Consider the following 24605-nt stretch of genomic DNA (forward strand, 5'->3'; position numbering starts at 1 on the left):
GATTTTTATATTCTTTATTTACATATTTCTTAAGTCAATCTGTTATGCTAGTTAAGTTAAAGACTAGTTATTTTCTGTGCTACCTCCTCTAAATCCTTTCCATTTACATCTGCATTTGCGCTTTTTTTTCCTATCTTTGCTGTTTTGCAGCCTGCACTTCTTCCTGCTTCAATATCCGTTTCCATATCTCCTATCATCCAACTGTTATTTAAATCTATATTATATTTTTCAGCTAATTCTAAAATCATACCTGGTTTTGGTTTTCTGCAATCTGATTCATTTTTAAAATCTGGGCAGTATACTATTTCAGCTATTTTACAGAATGGCTTTAATTCTGCAATTAGTCTTTCATGTATTTTATCTAGCTTTTCATGGGTTAAATGCCCTAGTTCAATTCCTCCTTGATTTGTAACTACAAAAATATGATAATCAGAGTCGTAAAGGAGTTCCATCCCCTTCTTTGCAGCATCATATATTATTATATCCTCAGGCTCATTGACATACTTTTTATTATCGTTTATTACACCATCCCTATCTAAAAAAACGGCTTTTATTTTAATCACCTCTGCTGTTTAATTATTGATTATTTTATTATATAATATTAATAAAGCAATCTATTGTGCTAGCTAAAGCAATATTAAGGAGGATTTCTAATGGGCCCACATTATAAGTATGTACAAAATTCAAAATGCGAATACTTTCCTTGTCACAATGTTAAGGATTCTGAACAATTTAATTGTCTGTTTTGCTATTGTCCACTTTATATGCTAAAGGATAAGTGTGGTGGAAATTTCGTTTATAGTAGTGGAATTAAAGACTGCTCGAAGTGTATTATTCCCCATAGTCCTGGAGGATATGAATATATAATGAAAAAAATGGAAGAAGTAATTCGCATAGGAAGTGAAAGAGACTAGGTTTTGATTCTAGTCTCTTTTTTCTCTAACCACTATTTCGTCTAATATCTCAGCTGCCTTTATGATTACATCATCACAGCCTTTCAGCGTAGTTCTATATTCTTTTTTCAATGGAGCACACTCAATGCTTTTCATTTCTTCTTTATATCTATTCAAGAACTCACTTGTTATTTCTCTTATTTTGCTTTCATGAGCTGTATTTTCTACAAAAAGCTTGCTAAGTGCCATAACTGATGCTGTTAGAGCTCCACATGTGCTCTCTATACCCATACCACCACCAAATCCTGCGGCTAGCTTCAGGGTCTCTTTATCTAATCCTAAACTATAAGCTTCATTGGCTCCATATAATATTTTTTCTGCGCAATTATATTTTTGTTCTTTTCCATATCCATTTGCAATCAATTTTTTAATCATACTAAGCCCTCCATTTTTAATAAATACATATTATCATAAAAAGTTAAATAAGCAATACTGAAATTTTAGGTATAAATATTAATTTGCTAAAAAGTTTCTGTTTATTAATAGAAATAATAAATCTAAAAATATTTCGTGTATCTAATTATTTATATTGAAAAATCTTTGATTTGAAGTTAATATTAATATGTATGGTAAAATTTGAAGACGGAGGGGAATCTATGGATATGAGATGGAGTTTAAATGAGCTTTATAATTCGTTTGAATCTGAAGAATTCAAAAGAGATATGGAAAAGCTCTACAATCAAATTGACAATTTAAAAGAATGGACCGAAGCAAATTTCAATTCTAAGGAAAATGCAGTAAAAAAGACAGAGGAATATATAAAACGTTTATCTGAATTTGTAACTTTATTTTCTAAACTGGCTTCATTTGCAAGCCTCACTGCCAGCGTAGATGCTAAAAACGAACAAGCACTAAAGATTTCTGATAGATTAAGCATTAAATATTCAGAATTGACTAAGGCCTTTGTCAGCTATCAAAAATGGATTGGCAGCATTGAAAATCTCGACGAATTATTTGCTTCATCAGAATTGTTAAAGGATCATGAATTCATCATTGCAGAAGCTGCAAATAACGCTAAATATCTACTTGGTGAAAAAGAAGAAATAATAATTTCTAAAATGAGAAATACTGGCTCTACAGCTTGGTCTAATCTTCAAAATATGATTACTTCAACTCTTCTAGTTGATATAGAGCTAAATGGCGAGAAAAGACAGCTTCCATTGCCAGCAATTAGAAACCTAGCTTTCGAAAAAAATCCTGTAACAAGAAAAACGGCTTATTATGCAGAGCTAGAATCCTATAAAAAAATAGAAGAATCATCTGCAGCATGTCTAAATGGAATAAAGGGTGAAGTAATAACTACATCAGGACTTAGAGGATACACTTCTCCTTTAGAAGAAACTCTATTTAAATCAAGAATGGATAAGGAAACTCTCGATGCTATGCTTTCCGCTATGAAAGAAAGCTTACCTGCCTTCCGTAAATACTTTAGAAAGAAAGCTGAACTTCTAGGACATTCTAATGGTCTTCCTTTCTATGATATGTTTGCACCAATGGGCGAAGTAAATATTACATTTACATATGAAGAAGCAAAAAATTATATTGTTAAGAATTTCAAAAGCTTTAGTGACGAGCTTGCAGATTTTGCAGACAATGCATTTGAAAAAAATTGGATTGACGCAGAACCAAGAGAAGGAAAACGTGGTGGAGCTTTTTGTTCTAATCTTCGTTCAATACAAGAAAGTCGTATAATGGCTAACTTCAATGGAAGCTTTAGCAATATGACTACTTTGGCTCATGAGCTAGGCCATGGATATCATGGACATTGCTTAAAAAATGAATCTATTTTAAACTGCAGCTATCCAATGCCCTTAGCTGAAACTGCTTCTATTTTCTGTGAAACAATCGTCGTGAATGCTGCATTAAAAGAAGCTTCTCAAGAAGAAGCCTTTGGAATTCTAGAATCATCTATTTCAGATGCTGGGCAGGTTATTGTAGATATATTAAGCCGTTATATATTTGAAACTAATCTATTTGAAAAGAGAAGAGACAGTGCTTTATCCGTTAAAGAATTAAAGGAATTGATGATAAATGCACAAAAAGAGGCCTATGGTGATGGGTTAGATCATGGCTATTTACATCCTTATATGTGGATTAATAAGACACATTATTATTCTGCGGGGAGAAACTTCTACAACTTCCCATATGCATTTGGTCTTTTATTTGCTAAGGGAATTTACGCAGAATATCTAAAACGTGGCAATGATTTCGTACCTGAATATAATAAGCTTCTAGTTGCTACTGGAAGAAATAGTATTGCTGATGTAACTAAGATGATAGGTATAGATGTTCACTCTATAGATTTCTGGAGAAGCTCCTTGAAGCTTGTTGAACAGGATATTGAAAGATTTATTGAACTTGCAGATGCGATAAAGTAGTTAATATGATAAGGTAAATAAAACACCGTTAGCAAATTTCAAACTACTGAAAATGCCAGTACGTCATTCTGAGGCAAAGCCGAAGAATCTCGTACTTTAAGTTTTATAGAGATCCTTCGCTTACGCTCAGAATGACAGAAAATAGCTTTTTCAGCAGTCTTCGTTATAACGGTGTTTCTTATTTAACTATTCTATTCCTGCTATACTTACATTTAGCAGCTTAATTGACTTTGGTCCACTAAAATTATTTATTTTTTGAATTTCCTTTGATAAATACATTTCTTTATGAACCTCATTTATATTACCTGAGATGGAGCCTCCTGTTACTGGCACTGTTTTTTCTCCATCATTGTACCAGCCTAATCTTATTTCTCCTGCAAAATCACCCGTCAATGTATCCATTTGAAAATCAGAAAATACTTCAAGTTCTAGATATGCTCCTTCTTTAATCTCTTTTAAAGTCTTAGTTCCACCCTCTACTACAATATTTCTTATATTGCCAGTAGGCTTGATATCTAAATAATGAGAAAACCTTGTGCTTCCCCAATATCTTTTTAAGATACCATCTTCGTATAATGAAACTCTTGCCAGTCTAAGACCATCCTCATCATAAGGAGCTGATTGTGTAGAGTTGTCTAGATAAGGGTCAAGAGCAATGTTGACTTTATCTCCTCTTACATCATCGCCCTGTATATTTTTATCTAGCTTAGCAGTTGAGGTCTGATCATAAACCGAACGTGCTCCTGCTTGAACATAATAGTAGGCAAAGAACTCTTTTACTGGCTCACCTGATAATATTACTGGTATATTTTTGAGTACAGGTGTAGGTTTTGCAATTGCCTTATCTCTACATATTTTTAACATCTCATCTACTGATTCAACTATTAATTTCTCGTCATAGTCTGAAAAGACAATATCCTTATATAGTTCTACTTCTTCGCCTTCTTTTTCTTCCTGCCAATTTGTAATGAACTCAAGCTCTCCTCTATAGGTTTCGTATGAAGCATCCACTCCATTAGAGTTTAGTATCCTTGTGCTTACCTTGTCTAGGAAAAGCTCTGTTGAATTAATCCAACCCTTATCATATTTATCAGCTATAAAAATTTCATCTGTAAGCTTAGGCGTCCAATTGGACATAGAATCCTTCGAAAACCTATTTTCCATTATAGGTCTAATCTCTACTTTAGGCTCAACTAATGGATAGTATTCATTTTTTACAAAGCTTGAAGCATATAATGCGCTGGTTATGGAACTCTCTATGTCTTCTTTACTCATAGTGGGATGTATTGCAGTTGTAGAAGATCCTCTATATTTTTTGCCATCTTCTTCAAAGTCCTTATAAACAGTGACTTTTATATGATGTACATCCTTAGCCCTATTCATATCAAGCTCTTTTTTTATGAAGAACAGTTCCTTTGACTCAATTCTTCTCTCATTGATTTTCCATCCATCTATTCCGTTAATATTTGATAATATTTCTTTTATTTTCTCTATCATTATCCCAACCTCACTCTTGCTTTAATATATGGTCCTCCATCAGCTGCTTTTACCCATTCCTTGTAGCCCTTTCCACAAGCTCCTGAACCAAATATCTCCACTTCCTCGGATACCATAGAGATGGATTTTAAAACATCTGGCACATAGCCAGTCACAATAACAGGAGACATAATATTTCCTGTAAGCTTTCCATCTTTTATTTCTTTTGCTACAAGGATCATGCATTGTATTCCCCAATTCTTAGGATCTTCCATACCACTTAGGACAACATCAAGAAGATATCCTTCTTTTATTGAAGCAATCATATCTTCAAGCTTGTTATTGCCTCCCGCAAAGAAAGTATTAGTCATTCTAGCATAGGCTTTTCTCTCAAAGGATTCTCTTTTCCCATTACCAGTAGGTGATGTTCCAAGTCTAAGAGCAGAAAGCAAATCTGATATTCCAGTTTTTAGTATTCCTTTCTCTATTATTATAGTATCTGTCCCAAGCACACCTTCATCATCAAAAAGGTATGAGGATACATTCTCTGCTGCAGCTGCTCCATCATGCATGATTACCAGCTCTGATGCAACCTCTCTATTGATAAACTCAGCAGCTTTTGCTCGATTTTTTACAAACATATCCATTTCAACGCCATGCCCAAAGGCTTCATGTGCTATTAAACCTGATATTCCTGGTGAACAGATAACATCATACTCTCCTGGAATGATTTTCTTTGCATCTAGAAGTTTTTCTGCATATGATACTACTTCTTTTACTTTATTCTGAAGCTCATCTAAGATCTCAACACCTTTTAGTCCTGCTTCACTATCATAATAAAACTTTGTGTTATCATCTTTTCTAACTACTGCTGAAAGACTACCTTGACTCCATATGTAAGATTGCTCAAGGTCTTTATTTTGAGAAATAAATATTTTGGATATATGACACTCTTCGTAGTTTATTCTGAAATCCACCAATAGATTTGAATACGTAAAGGCCTCATTTTTTATTTTAGTCATCTTCCCGATCTTTTCCTCTGCACTTACTTCTTCAGGAAGTACCCCTACCTCTTTGAAAAGCTTTTCTGCTATTTTATCTTCTTCTATAACTGGATAAGTACTCGTTTTTATTCCTGAAACTTTCAGATTATTGATATCTTCATTGACCTTGTTTTTTATATTTTCAACTAATAAGCCTAATTCTGCTTCTGAAAGTTCATTAAAAGAATACTCTGAGTAATTATATCCATTATGGACTCTCACTACAAAGCCTCTCTCGGCCCATTCTGAATCATTTAAGCTAGCTCCTGTTTTATAGACTGAATATGTTTTTCCACCTATATCTGTTCCTAAAACTGAAGCATACTTAAAATCCTTTAGTAGGATTTCTATTAATTTCTTTAGTGTCTTCTTTTGATTTGTTAAATATTTTGACATTGAAACCTGCATAATGCACCCCCTTAATTAATTTACAGTAAATGCTAACTTATAATTACACTTTATCAGTAATCTAATAATAATGCAATTAGTTTTGCCTCATTAATCTATTGTACTAGCTACATAGGATTTGGGCAGATGAAGCTATTAAAAACTTCATCTGCCTATATTAAACTTGTCAGGTATTGTCGATAAAATCAAGCTCATGACTTTCTAATAATCCTATATTTAATTCATCCCTGAAACTCCTTGATAAGGATAATAACTTATTCATGTTTATATACCTCCTATTTTTTATTATTAATCTTCATTCTTAATACCCGCAACGCTTGCTAAATCCAAGCTTTACATACTCATCAAAATTAGTATATTTCATAAGCTGAGGGAAAAACCAATATTCTGTTAATAAGCTAATCTTAAACATAACTTCCTACACCTCCTATTTTTTAATAACAAACCTTATTTTTTATATCACTAACACTTTCTAAGCTCAAGCCTTGCATATTCCTCATAACCAGTATACTTCTTACGCTTGGGGAAAAACAATGATTCTAATAGCAAACTCATCATAAATATCACCTCCTTAATATATGAATTAAATTACATTAAAGTAATTTGTTGTAAACCAGTAAGCACAAAAAAACCGCAGTAATAACCTACGGCTTTTTGTTCTATATTGGAGTGAATTTTTCCAAAATAAAAAGTCGTAGGAAATAGCCTACGACTAACTTTAGTTTTTAGTAAAAATATATTTATAATATAATTCACCAAATATATAATAAAGTCGCAGACTATATGCCTGCGACTAATAAATCAATTAAAAATTATAACAATATAATATAATTTTACAATTATCTACTTAATGCACAGGCCGTTATTACTATTTCTGTTTTTACTTTTATTAGCTTTGTTTAAAGTTATCATAATCATCTTTCACGGCCTCCTTTTCTATATTGGTAAACTGTACTAATTGCTCTACTTTTATATATTAACACCATTTTTTACATAATGCAATACCTTTTTTCAATTTTTATTATTTTTTTATATTTAACTTTATATATTCCTGCATCTTTTGCAGATATCCTTCAGCTATTCTTTTGATAATACTGTTATTCACTGAGTCCAATTTAATATCATCTATAGTAGCTATAGGAAGAGCATTGACTGATGTTCCTGTCATAAATGCTCCATCAAGGTCTTTTAAAGAATCCATATGAACCTCTTCTTCTATTACCTCTATATTTTGCTCTTTACATACATTCATGATTTCATTTCTTGTTATTCCTAGAAGCACATCTCCTGCTGAGGCTGTATATACCTTATCTCCTTTAACAAAGAACATATTAGATCTGCTGCCTTCTGTAATGTAACCCTTTCTATTTACTAATAAAGCTTCATAGGCATTTTGTTCCTTTATCTCATCATTGATTCTCTGTCTTAAATCAGCATTGACTATTTTAGCATTAGGATTTTCCCTTTCTGAGTGGAAAAGAATAGTATGGATTCCTTTTTCATATACTTCTTTTTCTGGATAGCTGCTTTTTATATAGTAAGCCATAAAGGTTTGATTTGGACTATCTACATTGCTACATAAAAGCTTTATATTCATATTATACTCTTTATTAGAATCTATCAGCCTATGTATTTCTTGTTTAATTTCTTCATCAGTTTTTTTTATTGTCTTACCTATGAGCTCAGCAGATTTTCTCATTCTTTCTATATGTCCCTCTAAAAATATGGGAACACCATCTATAACCCTAATTACCTCATATATTAATGGCGAAGATGCTTTCTCAAAGCCTTCATCATTTGATGTAGGTTCTATTTCACCATTGTACATATAATATTTTAATATTGATTCATTGTACATCCTACTCACCTCTAGTATATTGTTGGTATCCTTCATATACATTATAGCTTATTATGAGTAAAAATATAGTGTTTTTTATTCTTCATCCCTATCAATTTTTTTATTTCTTCTTTTTATAACTTTTTTTCCAATGTAGAAGGCAATCAACCCTATAATTAGTAAAATAAATACTACAGGTAATAGCACTGCTATAACAACTATAAGTTCCTTAGCTAAACTCACAATTCCTTTTATAGATTTGCTAAATCCATCTATTATTCTCTCGCCAAGCGTAACTGGCTCTGGTGACTTTATCTCTCTGACCTCATATACTATTACATCTATGGTTGAAAAGCTAACTAGGTTATCCCACTTTTTTAGGGTTCCTGTGTAATTTTCAATTTGGTATCTAACATTGGAAAGCTCTCTTTCTAATTCTATTATATCCGATACTTTATCTGCTTTTCTTAGTATTTCTAGTAGTCTTTCTTCTTGAATAGTTAAGGATTTCAGTCTTGCCTCAGAGTCAAAATATTGGCTCGTTATATCTTCTCCCCCACGTTCAATCCTTATTACATTTCCCATATCATTAAAATCAAGTAATAGCTGTTCAAAGCTCTTTTCAGGAATTCTAAGCTTAAAGGAAGCAACTCTATTCCTAAAATCTTCTTTATTAATTGGACGGCCTCCTGTTATACTGGAGCTTTCTATATAACCTCCAAGATAATTTGTTTTTTCTGTAATTATATTAGTGGTTTTATCAAACTCCTTTGTTTCTAGTTCCACGTTTGCAGAACGTATTACCTTTCTGCCAGCATTAACTTGAATATTTTCCTCTGATGTACTTTGCTCTGCTTCAACTTTCTTTTCATCATTACCGAAGCCCATATTACCTGTATAATCTAAATTTGAATCTCTTGAATACTCCATAGATTGTGATTCTTGCGTCTCTGGTTGGGCTGGTGATGCACTATCATTAGAACTAAAGTTGCCTTTACCAGAACAGCCTGAAATTATTAATATTAGCATCATGATGGTTAAAAAGAAGCTTAATGATCTTTTTTTACTCTTTAAAAACACAATAGCCACCCCCGTGCCTTTTTTATATTAGACGGAAATAGGTGGCCTTTGTTCCACTATAATTTACCTTTTATTTCATCTACGTTCTTTAATACAATATCCCTTTTAATTTTTGTAAGCTCAATATTTTTCTTAGGAATAGATGTTTTCATATTTATAATTGACAAGTTTAGTTTTTCCATAAGCTCTTGATCTTTTTTATCAAGCTTTATTTTTGCCCTAATCATACTCATAGACTCTTCTGCCTGCTTTATGCTATCTTCACTTTTATTCCATTCGTCCTCCATTCCGTATATGAGAGCTTGCCTAGCAAAGTAATTTAGCCTCATTAATTCCCCTTCATGGTTTCCCTTATATGAATCAAAGAAAGGAGTCATATTATAAGTGATTTCATTGGAATAATTTAATGACTTCAATATGTTTTTTTCTTCTACAGCTACAGTTAAGTTATTTATTGCCTCTTCATATTTTGATAATTCTGGTTTCTTGATACCATTTTCTATGGCTAATATTTCATAATTTCCCCAAGAAGTATGTATTTCTTCTGAGGTTTTTTTTGCTACCTCCCACATAGTATTGATCTTTTCTTGCTTTGTTTCAGTAGACTTCTCCTCTCCAGTCTTTTCACTAGAGGTCTTTTTTTGATTCTCGTCAGATTTTTTTTCTCCTTCTGAATCACTCTTTTTTTCTTCATTATCTCCATTGGATTTTTCGTCTTTCTCGCTCTTTTTTTCTTCTTCTTTTGGTTTTTCTGGCTTTTTCATTTCTTCAACTATTTTTTCTATTTCTTTTATCAAATCTTCATTCTTCTCTTGCATTGCCTTTAAGCTTTCAGGAATTTTTTCTTCCTTGCTTGGCAACTTCGGTTTTTCTGCTTTTTTACCACAAGCTGTTATCAAAATCATAATCATAGCTAGAATTAATAAAAGCCTTAAGGCTATGTTTTTCTTTAAAATAAACAAAGCAATCACCTCGAATTTAGTATATCCAAGATAATTGCTTTTAATTTATTTGTATTTTTTTATTTTTTAAAATACTTTCTTGTTCTCAATTAGCTACTTTTTCTCCGGTTTTTAAAGCAGCATTTATACTACCAAACTGCTACTTGTCCATCTGTTCTTGGCTCTGTAGCACCACAAAGAACACCATCATCATTTCTCCAAATTATCTGTCCTCTTCCAAAAACAGTACTACTTGCCTTGACTACAATATCATGGCCTGCTCTCATAAGCTCTAAAGCCAGCCTATTATCAAGGCTCTGCTCTACCTCTATAGTCCTTCCCCCAACCCATTGCCATCTAGGTCTGTCTAATGCCTCTTGAGGATTCATATTATAATCTATTGTATTTATCATTACTTGAAGATGAGCCTGTGGCTGCATAAATCCTCCCATAATCCCAAAAGGTCCTACTGGCTTTCCGTCCTTAGTTAGAAATCCTGGAATAATTGTATGATAAGGTTTTTTACAGCTTCCAATGCAATTGTCTGATTCTTCGTCTAAATTAAAATTTGCACCTCTATTATGTAATGAAATCCCTGTATTCGGCACCACTAGTCCTGAGCCAAAACCCATATAGTTGCTTTGTATATATGAAACCATATTTCCTTCTTCGTCTGCTGTACAAAGGTATACAGTTCCGCCCTTAGAAGGCTGTCCAGCTTCAGGCATTATGGCCTTATCTGATATTAACTTCCTTCTCTCTGCTGCATACTCTTGTGAAAGCAATTCTTCTGTCTTTACTCTCATTGTTTTTGGGTCAGCTACGTATTTTTGAGCATCTGCAAAGGCGAGCTTTAAAGCTTCTATTTGTAGGTGTGTGCTATTAAAGGAATCTCTAGGACCTAGATTCATATCCTTTAGTATATTCAATGCCATGAGGACAGTTATTCCATGACCATTTGGAGGTATCTCATATACTTCATATCCCTTGTAGTCAGTACTTATTGGCTCAACCCATTCTGGATAGTAGCATCTCAAATCTTCTTTAGTAATATATCCATTGTATTTTTTTGAAAAGGAATCGATTTTCTCCGCCAGCTCTCCACGATAAAAGCTTTCTGCCATAGTCCTTGCTATTTCTCTTAAAGTCTTTCCATGATCTTTTAATATTATATAATCTCCGATCCTAGGACAATTGCCATTTGGTGCAAAGGTATCAAACCAAGTTTGAAATTCCTCTTTATCTTCTCTTTCCTTAGAATAGTTTCTAAATGCTGCTGCCCATCCAGCTCCTACTCCTGGCTGAATAGCAAAGCCTTCCTCTGCATATTTAATTGCAGGCTCTAGTACTTCATCAAATGGAAGCTTGCCGAATTTCTTTGAAAGTTCTGCCCAAGCAGCTGGTGCGCCTGGCACATTGACAGGTATTATGCCATACTTAGGCATTTCTGTATAACCTAATTCTTTTAATGTCTTAGCGTTTATTGTCTTTGGTGAAGGTCCACTGCTGTTTAAGCCATGAAGCTTGTTTCCTGCCCATACTAGTGCAAATGCATCTCCACCTATTCCATTAGCTGTTGGCTCTACAACCGTTAAAGTAGCTGCAGTTGCAATGGCTGCATCTATGGCATTGCCTCCCTTTTTTAGTATTTCAAGTCCTGCTTGGGCTGCTAAGGGATTGCCTGTAGCAACCATACCTTTTTTACCATAAACCACGTTTCGCTTAGATTGGTAGCTGTAAGTTAAAGGATCAAATCTAAATTTCAAGACTAATTCCTCCTTAATATATGAAATACCCTAAAATCCCTGCCACAAATGTTATTAGTATGGGATTCATTTTATATTTATATGTTGCAAAAAAAGCTAGTGCAAAAAATATAATGCTTTTATAATCGATAAAGGTTTCTTTATTAATTAATAGCAGCATTGCTGATAATACAAGTCCTACTACTACCGGCCTAAGTCCTACAAATGCATTTTCTACATACTTGTTATTCTTAAATTTAAAAAAGAAATTGCATATTATCAGCATTATAATTACAGATGGTAGTGTAACTCCTAGTGTGGCAAAAAACGAGCCTAAAATACCATTTGTAACTGTATATCCAATATATGTAGCACTATTTATTGCAATAGGCCCTGGTGTAATCTGTGATATAGCAACTATATCCGTAAATTCACTGATACTAACCCAATTATTGATATCAACTACTTCTGTCTGTATAAGAGGCAGCATGGCATATCCTCCACCAAAGCTAAAAAGCCCTATTTTAAAAAATGTAATGAAAAGGCTTAGGTAAACCATTATTCTTTACCTCCCTTTTTAGCCATGTAAATATTTCCTCCAATAACGGCTAATATAATAAATATAATAGGAGTTATTTTAAAATATTTGACACAAAGAGCTACGGCTATGGGAATTATTAAGGCTTTTCCCTTTAACTTGGAGCTTTTAGATAGGCTAATGACTGAAGAAGCTATTAAGGCCACTACAGCAGGTCTTATGGCTTTAAATGCACTTTCAATTTCTTGTATGTCTCTTATCTGACTAAAGAAAGTAGCTATTGCTAAAATAATCAGAAATGAAGGCAATACTGCTCCTAATGTAGTAAAAAAGGCGCCTCTATATCTATCCATTTTAAAGCCCACAAATACAGCTGTATTTACTGCTATAGGCCCTGGTGCAGATTGAGCTAATGCCAGAGTGTCTACAAATTCATCTTTTTCAATCCATTTTTTCTTATCTACAACTTCAGCCTCAATGAGTGGTACCATGGCATATCCTCCGCCTATTGTAAATGCACCTATTTTGAAAAAAGCTGAAAACATTTCTAAATGTTTTTTCATTATGTCACCTCTTTTTTAGTTTGAGTCCTAATACATACTTTATCAGATAATAATCAAAAAGTGTATAGAAATCAAAGACTTTTAACTCAAGTTTATTTGTTAAAGAAGACTTAGGAAATCGGGTTAGGTCATAAAAAAACTGCCCATATTAAGGACAGTTGATAAAACTATGATTTTCTCTTTCATAACTAAGTACCCCTTATGTGTTTGGTATTTTAATTATAAAAAGAAAATATAAAGGGAATATGAAGGAAGTAACTTAGTTGCTAAATTGCTGGGCATATAATCCTTCATATATTCCATTAAGCTCTAATAGCTCTTCATGAGTTCCTATTTCTGCAATTTCTCCTTCTTTTAGAACTAATATATTATCTGCATCTTCAATAGTAGATAACCTATGAGCTATAATTAATGTGGTTCTTCCTATCATCAGTTTATTCAACGCTTCTTGAACTAACTTTTCCGATTCTGTATCAAGAGCAGAAGTTGCTTCATCTAATAAAAGGATTGTTGCATCCTTTAGTATTGCTCTTGCTATAGCTATTCTCTGCCTTTGCCCTCCGGAAAGCTTAGTACCCTTTTCCCCCACTAATGTGTCGTATCCATCCTCCATATTTATTATAAAATCATGAGCATTGGCCATTTTAGCTGCGTTCACTATTTCATCACGAGTTGCATCTTCTTTTCCTTGCTTTATATTATCCATAATGGTTCCTGAAAACAAGTATGCATCCTGTGGCACATAAGCAATATTGCTTCTTATATCCCTTATTTTTTGATTGGATATGAATTTACCATTTATTGTTATATTCCCTTCATTAGATGGATAGAAATTCAATAATAGCTTAAAAATAGTACTTTTCCCTCCACCACTGGGTCCAGCTAATGCATAAACCTTTCCCTTAGGTACTGTAAATGACAAATTATCTAATACTTTTTTATTGCCATATTCAAAGCTCACATCATAGAATCCAATAGCACTATCATCTTCAATATCTTCACTAATCACTGCATCAAAGCTTACAGGCTCTTCTTCCTCATCTAATATTTCAAATAACCTGTCTGCTGCTGCAAGGGAGCCTTGAAGCTCAGATATGAAATCTCCAAGACCTTGAGCAAGTGAGCTCACACCATTTTGCAGTTGAACAGCGGCAATAATTATTCCTATAGATATGTATCCCTTAATCGCCAAATATGCACCTACAGCTACAGTTCCTACAAATGTAATTATTCCTATAATGTTGTTTATAGTCGAGACCATAGCTTTTTTATTTACTCTACTACAAGATATGTCATATGCCTCTTCATTGGCCTTATTGTATTTGCCTAATATAACACTGGCTATATTGAAGCTTCTAATAATATGAATACTTTCCAATACATCTGTCAGTCTTTCATTTAATCTAGATAAGCTTTCCTGTACTTCTGCGCTCATATTTTTAAGTACCTTAGCGTAATTAATATTAACTAACAAACTGGTTAAACCAAATATTAGAGATAAAATGCCTAAACGCCATTCTAAAATAAATGTAAATATCAAAGTTCCTATTCCCATAAGTATCATAGATGAAAATTTAATAAAGTAACTGGAATAAGCTTTTTCAACCTCATTAATATCATTTGTCAATCTGGAAATTAGATCTCCACTATGTTTGCCTTTAATATATGAAAGAGGCAAGACCTTAACCTTTGAAAACACATTTTTTCTTATATTACCTGTAGTTATAGCAGCAGAATAGTGGGCCATATATAAAAATACTGGATAAATTACAAACATGAGTATAACATATATTCCATATTGCTTAACTGCGTATATTAACATTGACCATTCTTTAATAGCTATTGCATCAAACATATCCTTGAATATTAGGGAAATAAATACTTGGAGTAAAAGACCAAATATTGAAAGCACTAATAATCCAAATGTATATGGTATAAGTAGCTTTTTCATAAATTTAAAAATTCTTAGAAAGCTATTTTCCCTCATTTATACCACCTCCTTCTTTAAAGTCAGCTCTTGATTTTTAAGCTGATTGTTATAAAGTTCTGTATAGACTCCATTAAGGGTAAGTAGTTCATCATGGCTTCCTTCTTCAACTATTGCTCCATCCTTTAATACTAAAATTCTGTCTACATTTTTAATTGTTGATAGTCTATGGGCTATGATCAAACTAGTTTTATTTTTAATAGACTCTCTTAAGGCTTCTTGAACTAGCGCTTCAGATTCTGTGTCTAGTGCAGATGTAGCTTCGTCTAATAATAGTATGGGTGCCTCCTTTAACATAGCTCTAGCTATGGACAATCTTTGCTTCTGTCCTCCGGATAAAGTGTTTCCCAGTTGACCGACTACTGTGTCATAACTATTTTCAAGTTCAGTTATAAATTCATCTGCATTGGCACTTTTAGCAGCTTTAACAACATCTTCGTAGTCAGCATCTAATCTTCCGTAGTTAATGTTTGTCCTTATTGTATCAGGAAATAAGTAAGTATCTTGAGAGACCAATGCAGAGTTGCTCCTAAGACTATCTAGATTCCATTCTTTAATTTCCTTCTCTCCTACTTTTATTTCTCCACTATAGCTATCATAATATCCTAATAAAAGTCTAATTATTGTACTCTTTCCTCCACCACTTGGACCTACTATAGCAACCGATTCTCCTTTCTTAATAGCAAAACTCAGTCCATTAAGTATTTTTTCCTCTCTATTGGGATAGGAAAAAGCTACATTGCTAAAGCTAATCGCTTCTGAGGACTTGTCTATTTCAAAACTAGAGCCATCTATTCTTTCTTCATCTGCATCTAGTATTTCAAAAACCCTATCGGCAGCAGACAAGCTACTTTTCGTCTCCCCTATTAGTCTAGGAAGGGAGCTTATAGGATTAGTCAAGTAATTTAATAAATTTATAAATGCTATTAAACTTCCAACAGTCATAGTGCCTTTAATAGCCCAATATCCACCTATAATAAAGGTAGTGAAAAAAGGGATTATTCCTAATACTTGTGAAAAGCTCTCTAACATGGACATCAATTTTGCTAGACGTTTTCCACTTTCCACACTTTCATTAACAGCTTCGTCATGCTTTTTGCCTAAGCTTTCTTCTAGATTATATGCTTTACTTATCTCTATTCCTCCAATTACATCTTGTACAATGGAATTTACCTTTCCCAATTTTTCCTGAAGTGCTTTGCTAATCTTCCCTATGGGTTCGCTTAGTTTTCCTGCACCTAACAACAATATAGGAGTTAGGATTAAGCTTATTAGGGTTAACTTCCAGTTTAAAATACAGAGATATATTAAAGCTCCAATGGCTGAAAGCGGAATCATAACCATCTGTGATACTGTAGTTGATAAAAATGTTTTAATTTTTCCTATATCATTTGTTGCTATTGAAACATAGTCACCTGAGTGCCTACCCTCCAATTCTTTAACAGGCATAAGAACTATTTTCTCAGCTATTAGCTTTCTAAGTCTAGATACTCCAGATTCTGTATATATGCCTAGTAATCTATTTTTTGCATAAATTAGTATTGTATCTAAGCCAAAAATTATAAGGCCTAAAAAAATAGTTTCTTTAAAGTGAGCCATATTCTTATTAGTTGCTGCATCTAAAAATTCTTTGATGATATAAGAACCTAATATACTTGTTACTGATAAAATAGTAAGAAAAACTATTCCTAAAATAAAGTATAATTTTTTAGGAAATGCTTTCAGTAGTCTAATAAATTTTTTAAAACTGCTTTTACTCTCCATGCCCATCACCCCATACAATATTTGCTAATTAGATTATAATGCTGTATATTAAAGATGTCAATATATTTATTAAGATATTTAATATCTATATTAAACATCTTAATATTTGATTAGCTTTTTTATTCAAAACAAAAAAGGCGTAATAAAACTAATTTAATAGCTTTATTACACCTTTTTGATCAATAAAGAAAGTTATTTAGATATTTCCTTCACCATTTGATAAATGGTTCTCACTGCTACTCCTGTACCGCCTTCTGCTATATATTCACTGCCTTTACTTGTAAAAGCTGTACCTGCTATATCCATGTGTATCCAAGGTTTATCCTGTACAAATTCACCTACAAATAATGCTGCTGTTATTGCTTGAGGATTTCCTGCAGAATTGGTCAAGTCTGCTACCTTAGATTTTATAAGCTCTTTGTACTCTTCAAAGTTAGGCATTCTCCAAATCTTTTCTCCTGCTATTTTTGATGCATCCTCTAGGGCCTTGTAAAATTCATCATCATTAGATACTACTACTGTAGCCAATGAGCCTAAAGTAACTACAGCTCCTCCAGTTAATGTAGCTATATCCAAAACCTTTGTAACCTTTTCTTTTTCAATAATATAATGTACAGCATCAGCCAAAGTCAATCTGCCTTCTGCATCAGTACTTCCAATAAATATAGTTTTTCCTGCCATAGAGCCAATTATATCACCAGTTCTATATGCATTGCCGCTAATTGAGTTTTCACATGCTGCAACTACTGCGATTACGTTAGCTTTTAGCTTTCTCTCTGCAATGGCCTTCATAGCTCCTACCACAGATGCTGCTCCACCCATATCACTCTTCATATTTACCATGCCATCTTTTGATTTAATACAAAGACCACCACTATCATAAGTAAGGCCTTTCCCTACTAGACCTATAACCTCTTTTTTATTCTTTTTGTCCCCAAAATATCTCATAATTATTAATCTTGGTGTATTCTCTGAAGCTCTACTGACAGCTAAAAATGCTTCCATACCAAGCTCTTGTATCTTATCCTCTTTTAAAATTTCTACATCAAATCCGCTTTCTTTACCTGTTCGTTCTGCAATAGCAGCTAATTTTACAGGTGTCAATATGTTTGCAGGTTCATTTACCATATCTCTAGCTAAAATAGTTGCTTTGCTTAGAACATTTCCTTCTTCTATACCTTTATCTATATCTACTATCTCATCTGCCTCTGTTCCAACAATGTATATATTATTAATTGGGTTTTCTTTTTTATCTTTTATATATTTATCAAATTTATAGCTGCCTAGTAATAATCCCTCTGTCATTGTCCTTGTTATTTGACTTAATGATAAGTCATTATTGCTGCATACAGGATAAATATCCACCCTCTTTGCTTTAAGTTCCATTATCTCTTTTATAGCTTTTGCGAATATTTTTCTAATCTTTTCTAAATCTAATTCTTCTTTTTTTCCTAGTCCCAGCAATACTACTTTCTTAGGATTGTCCTTTCTAGCTAATTTAAAGCTTTGTACTTCATTATATTTTCCTAAAAACTCTTCTTCACTTAATAAGTATTTTATCATATTCTCAGCTTCTTTTATTGATGTATTTACATCTGAGTCTGCAAAGCCTTCATAATATGGCAATACAATTGCCTCAGAAAAATCATCAGTAATTTTTTTAGTTAATACTTCAAGTACCATAGTAACATCTCCTTCTTATTTTTAAATACTTATAACATTAGATTTCTATACAAAGGCCTATTTTCCTTCAATATATAATCATATGTATATTTTAAATTATTTATAATACATATTAATTATACAACATTATCGTAAGGGGGCCTTATTTTGCTATACGCAATTTTACTTTTTTTTATAGGTTTATTATTAATTATAAAGGGTGGAGATTGGTTCACAGATTCTGCAATTTCCTTAGCTAGAGCTTCGGGACTTCCAGAGGTTCTTATTGGAGCTACCATTGTAAGCTTCGCCACTACCCTTCCAGAGGCTATTGTCTCTATAACGGCTGCTCAAGATGGATTTACTACTATGAGTGTCGGAAATGCAGTTGGCTCAATAATCTGCAACATTGGATTAATACTTGCATTTGTTAGTATTATAAAGCCTAGTAAAATAAATAGCAACTTTTTTAAGCTAAAGTCTATTCTTATGATTTCTTATTTTATTATAATGGCATATCTGGCGTTTGACGGTACAGTTAGCAAATCAGATTCACTCATACTCATTGCTATGCTTATTATCTATGTGGTTTGTGACTTCTTTATTCTTAAAAATAGAACTAGCAAAAAAACTGTTAATGAAAAACTTCATTTGGAGCCTAAGACCAAATTAAAAATTGGTGTGCTCTTTGCAGTTGGGGCTATTTCCATATTTGCAGGAGCAGAGTTGCTTATACACAGTGGGATAGTAATTGCAAAAGGCATAGGTGTGCCTGAATCAGTCATAGCCCTATCAATAATTGCAGTAGGTACATCCTTGCCTGAATTTGCAACAGCAATTACTGCACTAAAAAAAGGCCATTCTAATATATCAATTGGAAATATAATAGGAGCAAATATATTAAATATCACCATGGTTACTGGAATATCTGCTTTTATAGCTCCACTTAAAATATTAAGACAAAATATATTACTTGACTTTCCTATTGCCCTTTTAATTATGCTAACTTTGGTTATTCCTTCTTTTATTAAAAAGAAAATTTATAGAGCTCAGAGTATAATTTTATTGGTGATTTATATTGGGTATGTTGTGTTTTTATATAGTGTATATCTGTAAATAAAAAGAAGATTAGCTCTAGACATAGGTCTACATAAAGCTAATCTTCTTTCTTTAATATCTTAGTTTTTAGTTATATTATTTTTTATATATTCTCTCTAAAACTTGTAAAACAACTAGGGCTATTGAACCTCCTATTAAGGCAGTTAAAAGCTGAGGGAAGCTTAATGCCGCTTTTATTGGAGGATTTACTGTTAAGAAGAAGTTTACAGCAGAATATAATAATCCAAACTTTATAAATGCTGCAGCAATAACTCCAATTATTTTACTTCTTCTTTTTAACAATGAATAGATAGTTCCATATAGAATATTACCTGCTATAATAAAAGGTACAACTATAATCATTGCAGGAGGTTGAACTCCTAAAACTACAGCCATAAAAGGTGTAATAAATCCAATAGCCATTGCCCATGGCAATCCACATATTTGGGCTGCTATGATTAGTACTGCATTGATACCAGATCCAGTGACTAGCTGACCCATTTTTACAAATTGAAACACTAAAGCAATTGCTAGCAATATAGCCGCTCTAGTCAAAGTACCTACTTTTTTATTCATTTATACCACCTAAAACCTTTCTCTTTTCACATAATGAGTGTGTAGTAGCTGGTGGGCCTTATGTCCATTAGCTTCTCCTAGATATTCATCGTACAAAGCCTTGATTTCTGGATTAGTATGAGATTTTCTCAATGGCATTTCTCTATCAATATTATATAGGCCTTGTGCTCTTAATTTACATACTTCTTCAGTTTTTTCTTTATCCATTATAATTGGCTGTCCTCCGCCGTTTATACAACCTCCTGGGCATCCCATTATCTCTATAAAATGATAATTTGCTTCACCATTTTTAACACTATCTAGAAGGCGTCCAGCATTTCCTGTGCCATGTGCAACTGCTACTTTTATATCTAAATCGCCTATCTTTACAGAAGCTTCTTTAATTCCTTCTAATCCTCTTACTGGAGCATATTCTATTTCTTTTAAATCTTGTCCTGTCAATATATCAGCTACAGTTCTTAATGCAGCCTCCATAACACCGCCAGTAGTACCAAATATTACTGCAGCACCTGTGGATTCTCCCATAATCTTGTCGAAGCTTTGTTCCTCCAAGGATTTAAAATCTATTCTAGCTTCTTTTATCATCTTAGCCAATTCTCTTGTAGTAATAACTGCATCTACATCACTCAATCCATTTACTGATAATTCCTCTCGTGCAGATTCATACTTTTTAGCTGTACAAGGCATTACAGACACGACAAAGACTTTTTTAGGATCTATTCCCATCTTTTCTGCATAGTATGATTTAGTCAATGCACCAAGCATTTGATGAGGAGATTTGCAGCTTGATAGATTATCTAGGAAATCGTTATGATAATGCTCACAATATTTAATCCAACCTGGTGAACAGGAAGTAATCATTGGTAGCTTTCCACCATTCTTTATTCTTCCTAGAAGCTCTGTACCTTCTTCTATAATTGTCAAATCCGCTGCAAAATCTGTATCAAATATCTTATTAAAACCTAATCTTCTAAGAGCTGTTACCATTTTCCCCTCTACATTAGTTCCTACAGGCATACCAAATTCTTCACCTAAAGCAACTCTAACTGCTGGAGCAGTTTGAACAACAACATGCAAATCATTGTCTTCTAATGCTTCCCATACTTTATCCCTATCGTCCTTTTCTCTTAAAGCACCAACTGGGCACACCTTTATACACTGTCCACAATTTATACATGCTATATCAGACAAGCTCTTTTCAAAAGGAGTAGTTACTACAGTTTCGATTCCTCTGCCAACAAAGTCTATAACTCCTGTTCCCTGAACATTTTTACATACTCTTACGCATCTCCCACAAAGTATACATTTGTTTTGATCTCTAACTACTGAAGGGGAGGCATAGTCTACAGCATATGGCTTCTTTTCATTTTGATAATCCAATTTATCTATACCCATTTCTTCAGCTAGCTTTTGAAGTTCGCAATTTAGATTTCTTGAACAAATAAGACATTCTCTTTCATGTCTTGCAAGAATAAGTTCAAGAATAGTTGCTCTAGCTTCTCTGACTTTCTTTGAAGATGTCAATACTTCCATGCCATCCTGAGCTTGAAGAATACATGATGCTTGCAGAGTTCTTGCCCCTTTTACCTCTACAACACACATTCTACAGGAACCAACTTCGTTGAGTCCCTTTAGAAAGCAAAGGGTTGGAATGTGAATATTTAATTCTCTAGCAGCCTCCAAAACAGTTCGTCCTTTTGGTACTTGTGTCTTGATGCCATCAATCGTCATGCTTATCATTTCCATAATATCTATCCCCTTTATCATAAACATTTTGAAAACAGAAAAAACTCCTTGCAAAAGAAGCTTTTTAAGCAGCTATAAAAAGCCACTACATCTACTAGATGACAATGAAATGAAGCTCCTTTCCAAACATGAGAGGCATGAGTATTTCTATTCATACCCATAGGCTTATATCCATTGACTCTTATCTTTAGGTTTATAAGCTCGGAATTATTCTTTTTCTAATCTTATTCTAAATCGTCGATATATTTTTGTCAACGTTACTTGCTAAATATGAAGCATTTGTTCTAAATAATCTTAAAGTTCAGAAAAAATCACAATCCAGCAGCTCAAACTTGTTAACTCCCTTCGATCGTTCAAACTTGGTCCTAGTGGACACTCCTATCATGTTCGCAATCTCGCAACTCAAATTTATTTGCTCGCTATTGCTCACATAAATTTGGTCCTAACGGACACTCCTATTATAAACCTACAACAGGGTTGGTGCTCGTTGCGTTTGACCTACCAGCGATTTCCCGATAAAAGCATTCGGGAAATCGGGTTAGGTCATGTTCGCAGTCTCGCAACTCAAATTTATTTGCTCGCTATCGCTCACATAAATTTGGTGCTCGTTGCGTTTGACCTACCAGCGATTTCCCGATAAAAGCATTCGGGAAATCGGGTTAGGTCATGTTCGCAGTCTCGCAACTCAAATTTATTTGCTCGCTATCGCTCACATAAATTTGGTGCTCGTTGCGTTTGACCTACCAGCGATTTCCCGATAAAAGCATTCGGGAAATCGGGTTAGGTCATAAAAGCCATAGTTGAGAATAATCTCTGCTATGGCTCTTATAATCTATTTCTTCTTAGATTTATATCTTAAACTACTATCAAGTATGCTTTTTCTTACTCTAATGCTCTCTGGAGTAATTTCTAGTAATTCATCATCTTCAATAAATTCTAATGCTTCTTCAAGGCTCATGACTTTAGGTGGTGAAAGTCTTAATGCATCATCTGAGCCTGAGGCTCTAGTATTTGTAAGCTGTTTTTTCTTACATACATTTACTTCTATATCATCAGATTTTGCATTTTGCCCTACTACCATACCTGCATATACCTTTGTTCCAGCTGTAATAAAGAGTATTCCCCTTTCTTGTGCAGCATATAATCCATATGTTACTGATTCTCCAGATTCATAGGCTACTAATGAGCCCTGAGGCCTTCTAGGTATGTCTCCTTTATATGGCTCAAATCCCTCGAATACTGAGTTTATTATTCCGTTCCCCCTAGTATCAGTCATAAACTCTGAGCGATAGCCTATCAAGCCTCTAGCTGGTATCATAAACTCTAATCTAGTATATCCTCCATTAGGCTGAGTCATAGTAACCAGTTCACCTTTTCTCTGTCCTAGCTTTTCTATAACTGAGCCAACGAATTCTTCTGGTACATCTATAGTTACCTTCTCTATAGGTTCATGTTTCTTTCCATCAATAGTCTTATATAGAACCTCTGGTTTTGAAACCTGGAATTCATAGCCCTCTCTTCTCATGGTTTCTATTAATATTGAAAGATGGAGTTCTCCTCTGCCTGATACCTTAAATGAATCTGTTGAGTCTGTTTCCTCTACTCTTAGACTTACATCAGTATTGAGCTCTTTGAATAACCTTTCTCTAACTTGTCTTGATGTTACAAATTTTCCTTCTTGACCAGCAAAAGGACTATTGTTAACTGAAAACGTCATTGCAATAGTTGGCTCTGATATTTTTATAAATGGAAGAGGCTCCGGGTTATCTGGCGCACATATAGTATCACCTATGTGTATTCCTTCAACACCAGATACTGCTATTATGCTTCCTATTTCAGCACTTTCCACTTCTACTCTATTAAGCCCTTCAAATTCATAGACTTTTGTTATCTTAACTTTTTTAGAAACCTCTGGCTCTAAATAATTTACTATTACTGCTGGTTCATTTACTCTAATGCTTCCTCTTTCAACCTTTCCAACTCCTATTCTACCTACATATTCGTTATAGTCTATTGTAGATATTAGAACTTGAAGAGGCTCATCTTTTTCTCCTTCAGGAGCTGGTATATATTCTAATATGGTTTCAAATAAGTCCTCCATATTATCTTTTTGCTCATTTACATCTAAGGAGGCCGTTCCACTTTTTGCAGATGCAAATATAAATGGACATTCTAGCTGACTTTCGTCTGCACCTAGCTCTATAAATAAATCTAAAACCTCATCTATTACTTCATTTGGTCTGGCCTCTGGTCTATCTACCTTATTTATACAAACTATTACAGGCAAACTTAACTCTAGAGCTTTTTTCAACACAAATTTTGTTTGAGGCATGGGACCTTCAAAAGCATCAACTACTAAGATTACACCATTTACCATCTTAAGAACACGCTCTACTTCTCCACCAAAGTCAGCATGTCCAGGAGTATCTATAATATTTATTTTTGTACCCTTATAGTGTACAGCCGTATTCTTTGATAATATTGTAATACCACGTTCCTTTTCCAAGTCATTTGAATCCATGACTCTTTCAGTAAGGACTTGATTCGCCCTGAATATACCACTTTGTCTCAAAAGCTGGTCTACTAGTGTAGTTTTACCATGATCAACGTGGGCGATTATAGCTAAATTTCGTATATCATCTCTTTTTGTCTTCACAATTATTCCTCTTTCCAATTAAAATTCCAACAAAAGCTATTTTATCATATTGAGTTTAAAAATCAATAAAAATCACTAATAGAAATTTTTTAGTACATAAATTAATTTTAATAAAAAGTGCACTAAATTATAGTTTTCCTCACAAATACTTTAT

At 33.5% G+C, this 24605-nt stretch carries 19 protein-coding genes and 1 riboswitch; of the genes, 3 read left to right on the forward strand and 16 right to left on the reverse strand.

All coding sequences use genetic code 11. The annotated features are described in order from the left end of the window. Positions 1–56: 56 nt before the first annotated feature. Positions 57–563, reverse strand: coding sequence for a D-glycero-alpha-D-manno-heptose-1,7-bisphosphate 7-phosphatase (locus QO263_RS16850; protein ID WP_285623971.1), 507 nt, complete (start codon positions 561–563; stop codon positions 57–59). 90 nt (positions 564–653) lie between these two features. On the opposite strand from QO263_RS16850, the gene QO263_RS16855 reads away from it, so the two are divergent. Next, positions 654–914: a cysteine-rich small domain-containing protein gene (locus tag QO263_RS16855; RefSeq protein WP_285623974.1), complete on the forward strand. Its 261-nt coding sequence runs from the start codon at positions 654–656 to the stop codon at positions 912–914. 9 nt (positions 915–923) lie between these two features. On the opposite strand, the gene QO263_RS16860 is transcribed toward QO263_RS16855, so the two are convergent. Beyond that, positions 924–1328, reverse strand: coding sequence for a C-GCAxxG-C-C family (seleno)protein (locus QO263_RS16860; protein WP_285623977.1), 405 nt, complete (start codon positions 1326–1328; stop codon positions 924–926). Positions 1329–1549: 221 nt separating this feature from the next. Here QO263_RS16860 and QO263_RS16865 point away from each other — a divergent pair, with 221 nt between their 5' ends. Continuing rightward, on the forward strand, positions 1550–3331 hold the full coding sequence (locus tag QO263_RS16865) for a M3 family oligoendopeptidase (RefSeq protein ID WP_285623980.1): 1782 nt from the start codon (positions 1550–1552) through the stop codon (positions 3329–3331). A 186-nt stretch (positions 3332–3517) separates the two neighbouring features. Here QO263_RS16865 and QO263_RS16870 read toward each other — a convergent pair whose 3' ends face one another. From QO263_RS16870 to QO263_RS16920, 11 genes are all read right to left on the reverse strand, one after another. Next, complete coding sequence (locus QO263_RS16870) at positions 3518–4828, reverse strand: metallopeptidase TldD-related protein (protein ID WP_285623983.1); 1311 nt, start codon at positions 4826–4828, stop codon at positions 3518–3520. After that, complete coding sequence (locus QO263_RS16875) at positions 4828–6258, reverse strand: TldD/PmbA family protein (RefSeq protein ID WP_285623986.1); 1431 nt, start codon at positions 6256–6258, stop codon at positions 4828–4830. Before QO263_RS16875 ends, QO263_RS16870 begins: the two co-directional genes overlap by 1 nt. 1021 nt (positions 6259–7279) lie before the next feature. Further along, positions 7280–8116: an aminotransferase class IV gene (locus QO263_RS16880; RefSeq protein WP_285623987.1), complete on the reverse strand. Its 837-nt coding sequence runs from the start codon at positions 8114–8116 to the stop codon at positions 7280–7282. Between the two features lie 75 nt (positions 8117–8191). Beyond that, complete coding sequence (locus QO263_RS16885) at positions 8192–9175, reverse strand: DUF4349 domain-containing protein (protein ID WP_285623990.1); 984 nt, start codon at positions 9173–9175, stop codon at positions 8192–8194. Between the two features lie 56 nt (positions 9176–9231). Next, complete coding sequence (locus QO263_RS16890) at positions 9232–10137, reverse strand: hypothetical protein (protein WP_285623995.1); 906 nt, start codon at positions 10135–10137, stop codon at positions 9232–9234. A gap of 128 nt (positions 10138–10265) precedes the next feature. Continuing rightward, a complete protein-coding gene (gene ggt, locus QO263_RS16895; RefSeq protein WP_285623997.1) occupies positions 10266–11882 on the reverse strand; it encodes a gamma-glutamyltransferase in 1617 nt (538 codons plus the stop codon). A 13-nt stretch (positions 11883–11895) separates the two neighbouring features. Next, on the reverse strand, positions 11896–12420 hold the full coding sequence (locus QO263_RS16900; protein ID WP_285624000.1) for a chromate transporter: 525 nt from the start codon (positions 12418–12420) through the stop codon (positions 11896–11898). Further along, on the reverse strand, positions 12420–12962 hold the full coding sequence (locus QO263_RS16905; RefSeq protein WP_285624003.1) for a chromate transporter: 543 nt from the start codon (positions 12960–12962) through the stop codon (positions 12420–12422). The genes QO263_RS16900 and QO263_RS16905 overlap by 1 nt, the downstream gene beginning before the upstream one ends. A 259-nt stretch (positions 12963–13221) precedes the next feature. After that, the gene (locus tag QO263_RS16910) at positions 13222–14949 is read right to left on the reverse strand and encodes an ABC transporter ATP-binding protein (RefSeq protein ID WP_285624006.1); all 1728 of its coding nucleotides are present in this window, start codon (positions 14947–14949) and stop codon (positions 13222–13224) included. Next, entirely contained in the window at positions 14950–16713 is a 1764-nt protein-coding gene (locus QO263_RS16915; protein WP_285624009.1) for an ABC transporter ATP-binding protein, read from the reverse strand. A 192-nt stretch (positions 16714–16905) separates the two neighbouring features. Further along, entirely contained in the window at positions 16906–18396 is a 1491-nt protein-coding gene (locus tag QO263_RS16920) for a leucyl aminopeptidase (RefSeq protein WP_285624011.1), read from the reverse strand. 147 nt (positions 18397–18543) lie between these two features. Between QO263_RS16920 and QO263_RS16925 the strand changes: the two genes are divergently transcribed. After that, positions 18544–19491, forward strand: coding sequence for a calcium/sodium antiporter (locus QO263_RS16925; protein WP_285624014.1), 948 nt, complete (start codon positions 18544–18546; stop codon positions 19489–19491). 78 nt (positions 19492–19569) lie between these two features. Here QO263_RS16925 and QO263_RS16930 read toward each other — a convergent pair whose 3' ends face one another. The 3 genes from QO263_RS16930 to typA all read right to left on the reverse strand — a co-directional run bounded on the left by QO263_RS16930 (position 19570) and on the right by typA (position 24451). Then, complete coding sequence (locus QO263_RS16930) at positions 19570–20049, reverse strand: ECF transporter S component (protein WP_285624016.1); 480 nt, start codon at positions 20047–20049, stop codon at positions 19570–19572. A 9-nt stretch (positions 20050–20058) separates the two neighbouring features. Beyond that, positions 20059–21795 (reverse strand): NADH-dependent [FeFe] hydrogenase, group A6, encoded by a 1737-nt coding sequence (locus QO263_RS16935; protein WP_285624018.1) that lies wholly within the window; start codon positions 21793–21795, stop codon positions 20059–20061. 98 nt (positions 21796–21893) lie between these two features. Further along, positions 21894–22014, reverse strand: a riboswitch (molybdenum cofactor riboswitch). A gap of 613 nt (positions 22015–22627) precedes the next feature. Further along, complete coding sequence (gene typA, locus QO263_RS16940; RefSeq protein ID WP_285624019.1) at positions 22628–24451, reverse strand: translational GTPase TypA; 1824 nt, start codon at positions 24449–24451, stop codon at positions 22628–22630. Between the last annotated feature and the right edge of the window lie 154 nt (positions 24452–24605).

The sequence above is a fragment of the Proteiniborus sp. MB09-C3 genome, from assembly GCF_030263895.1.
Lineage (GTDB): Bacteria > Bacillota > Clostridia > Tissierellales > Proteiniboraceae > Proteiniborus.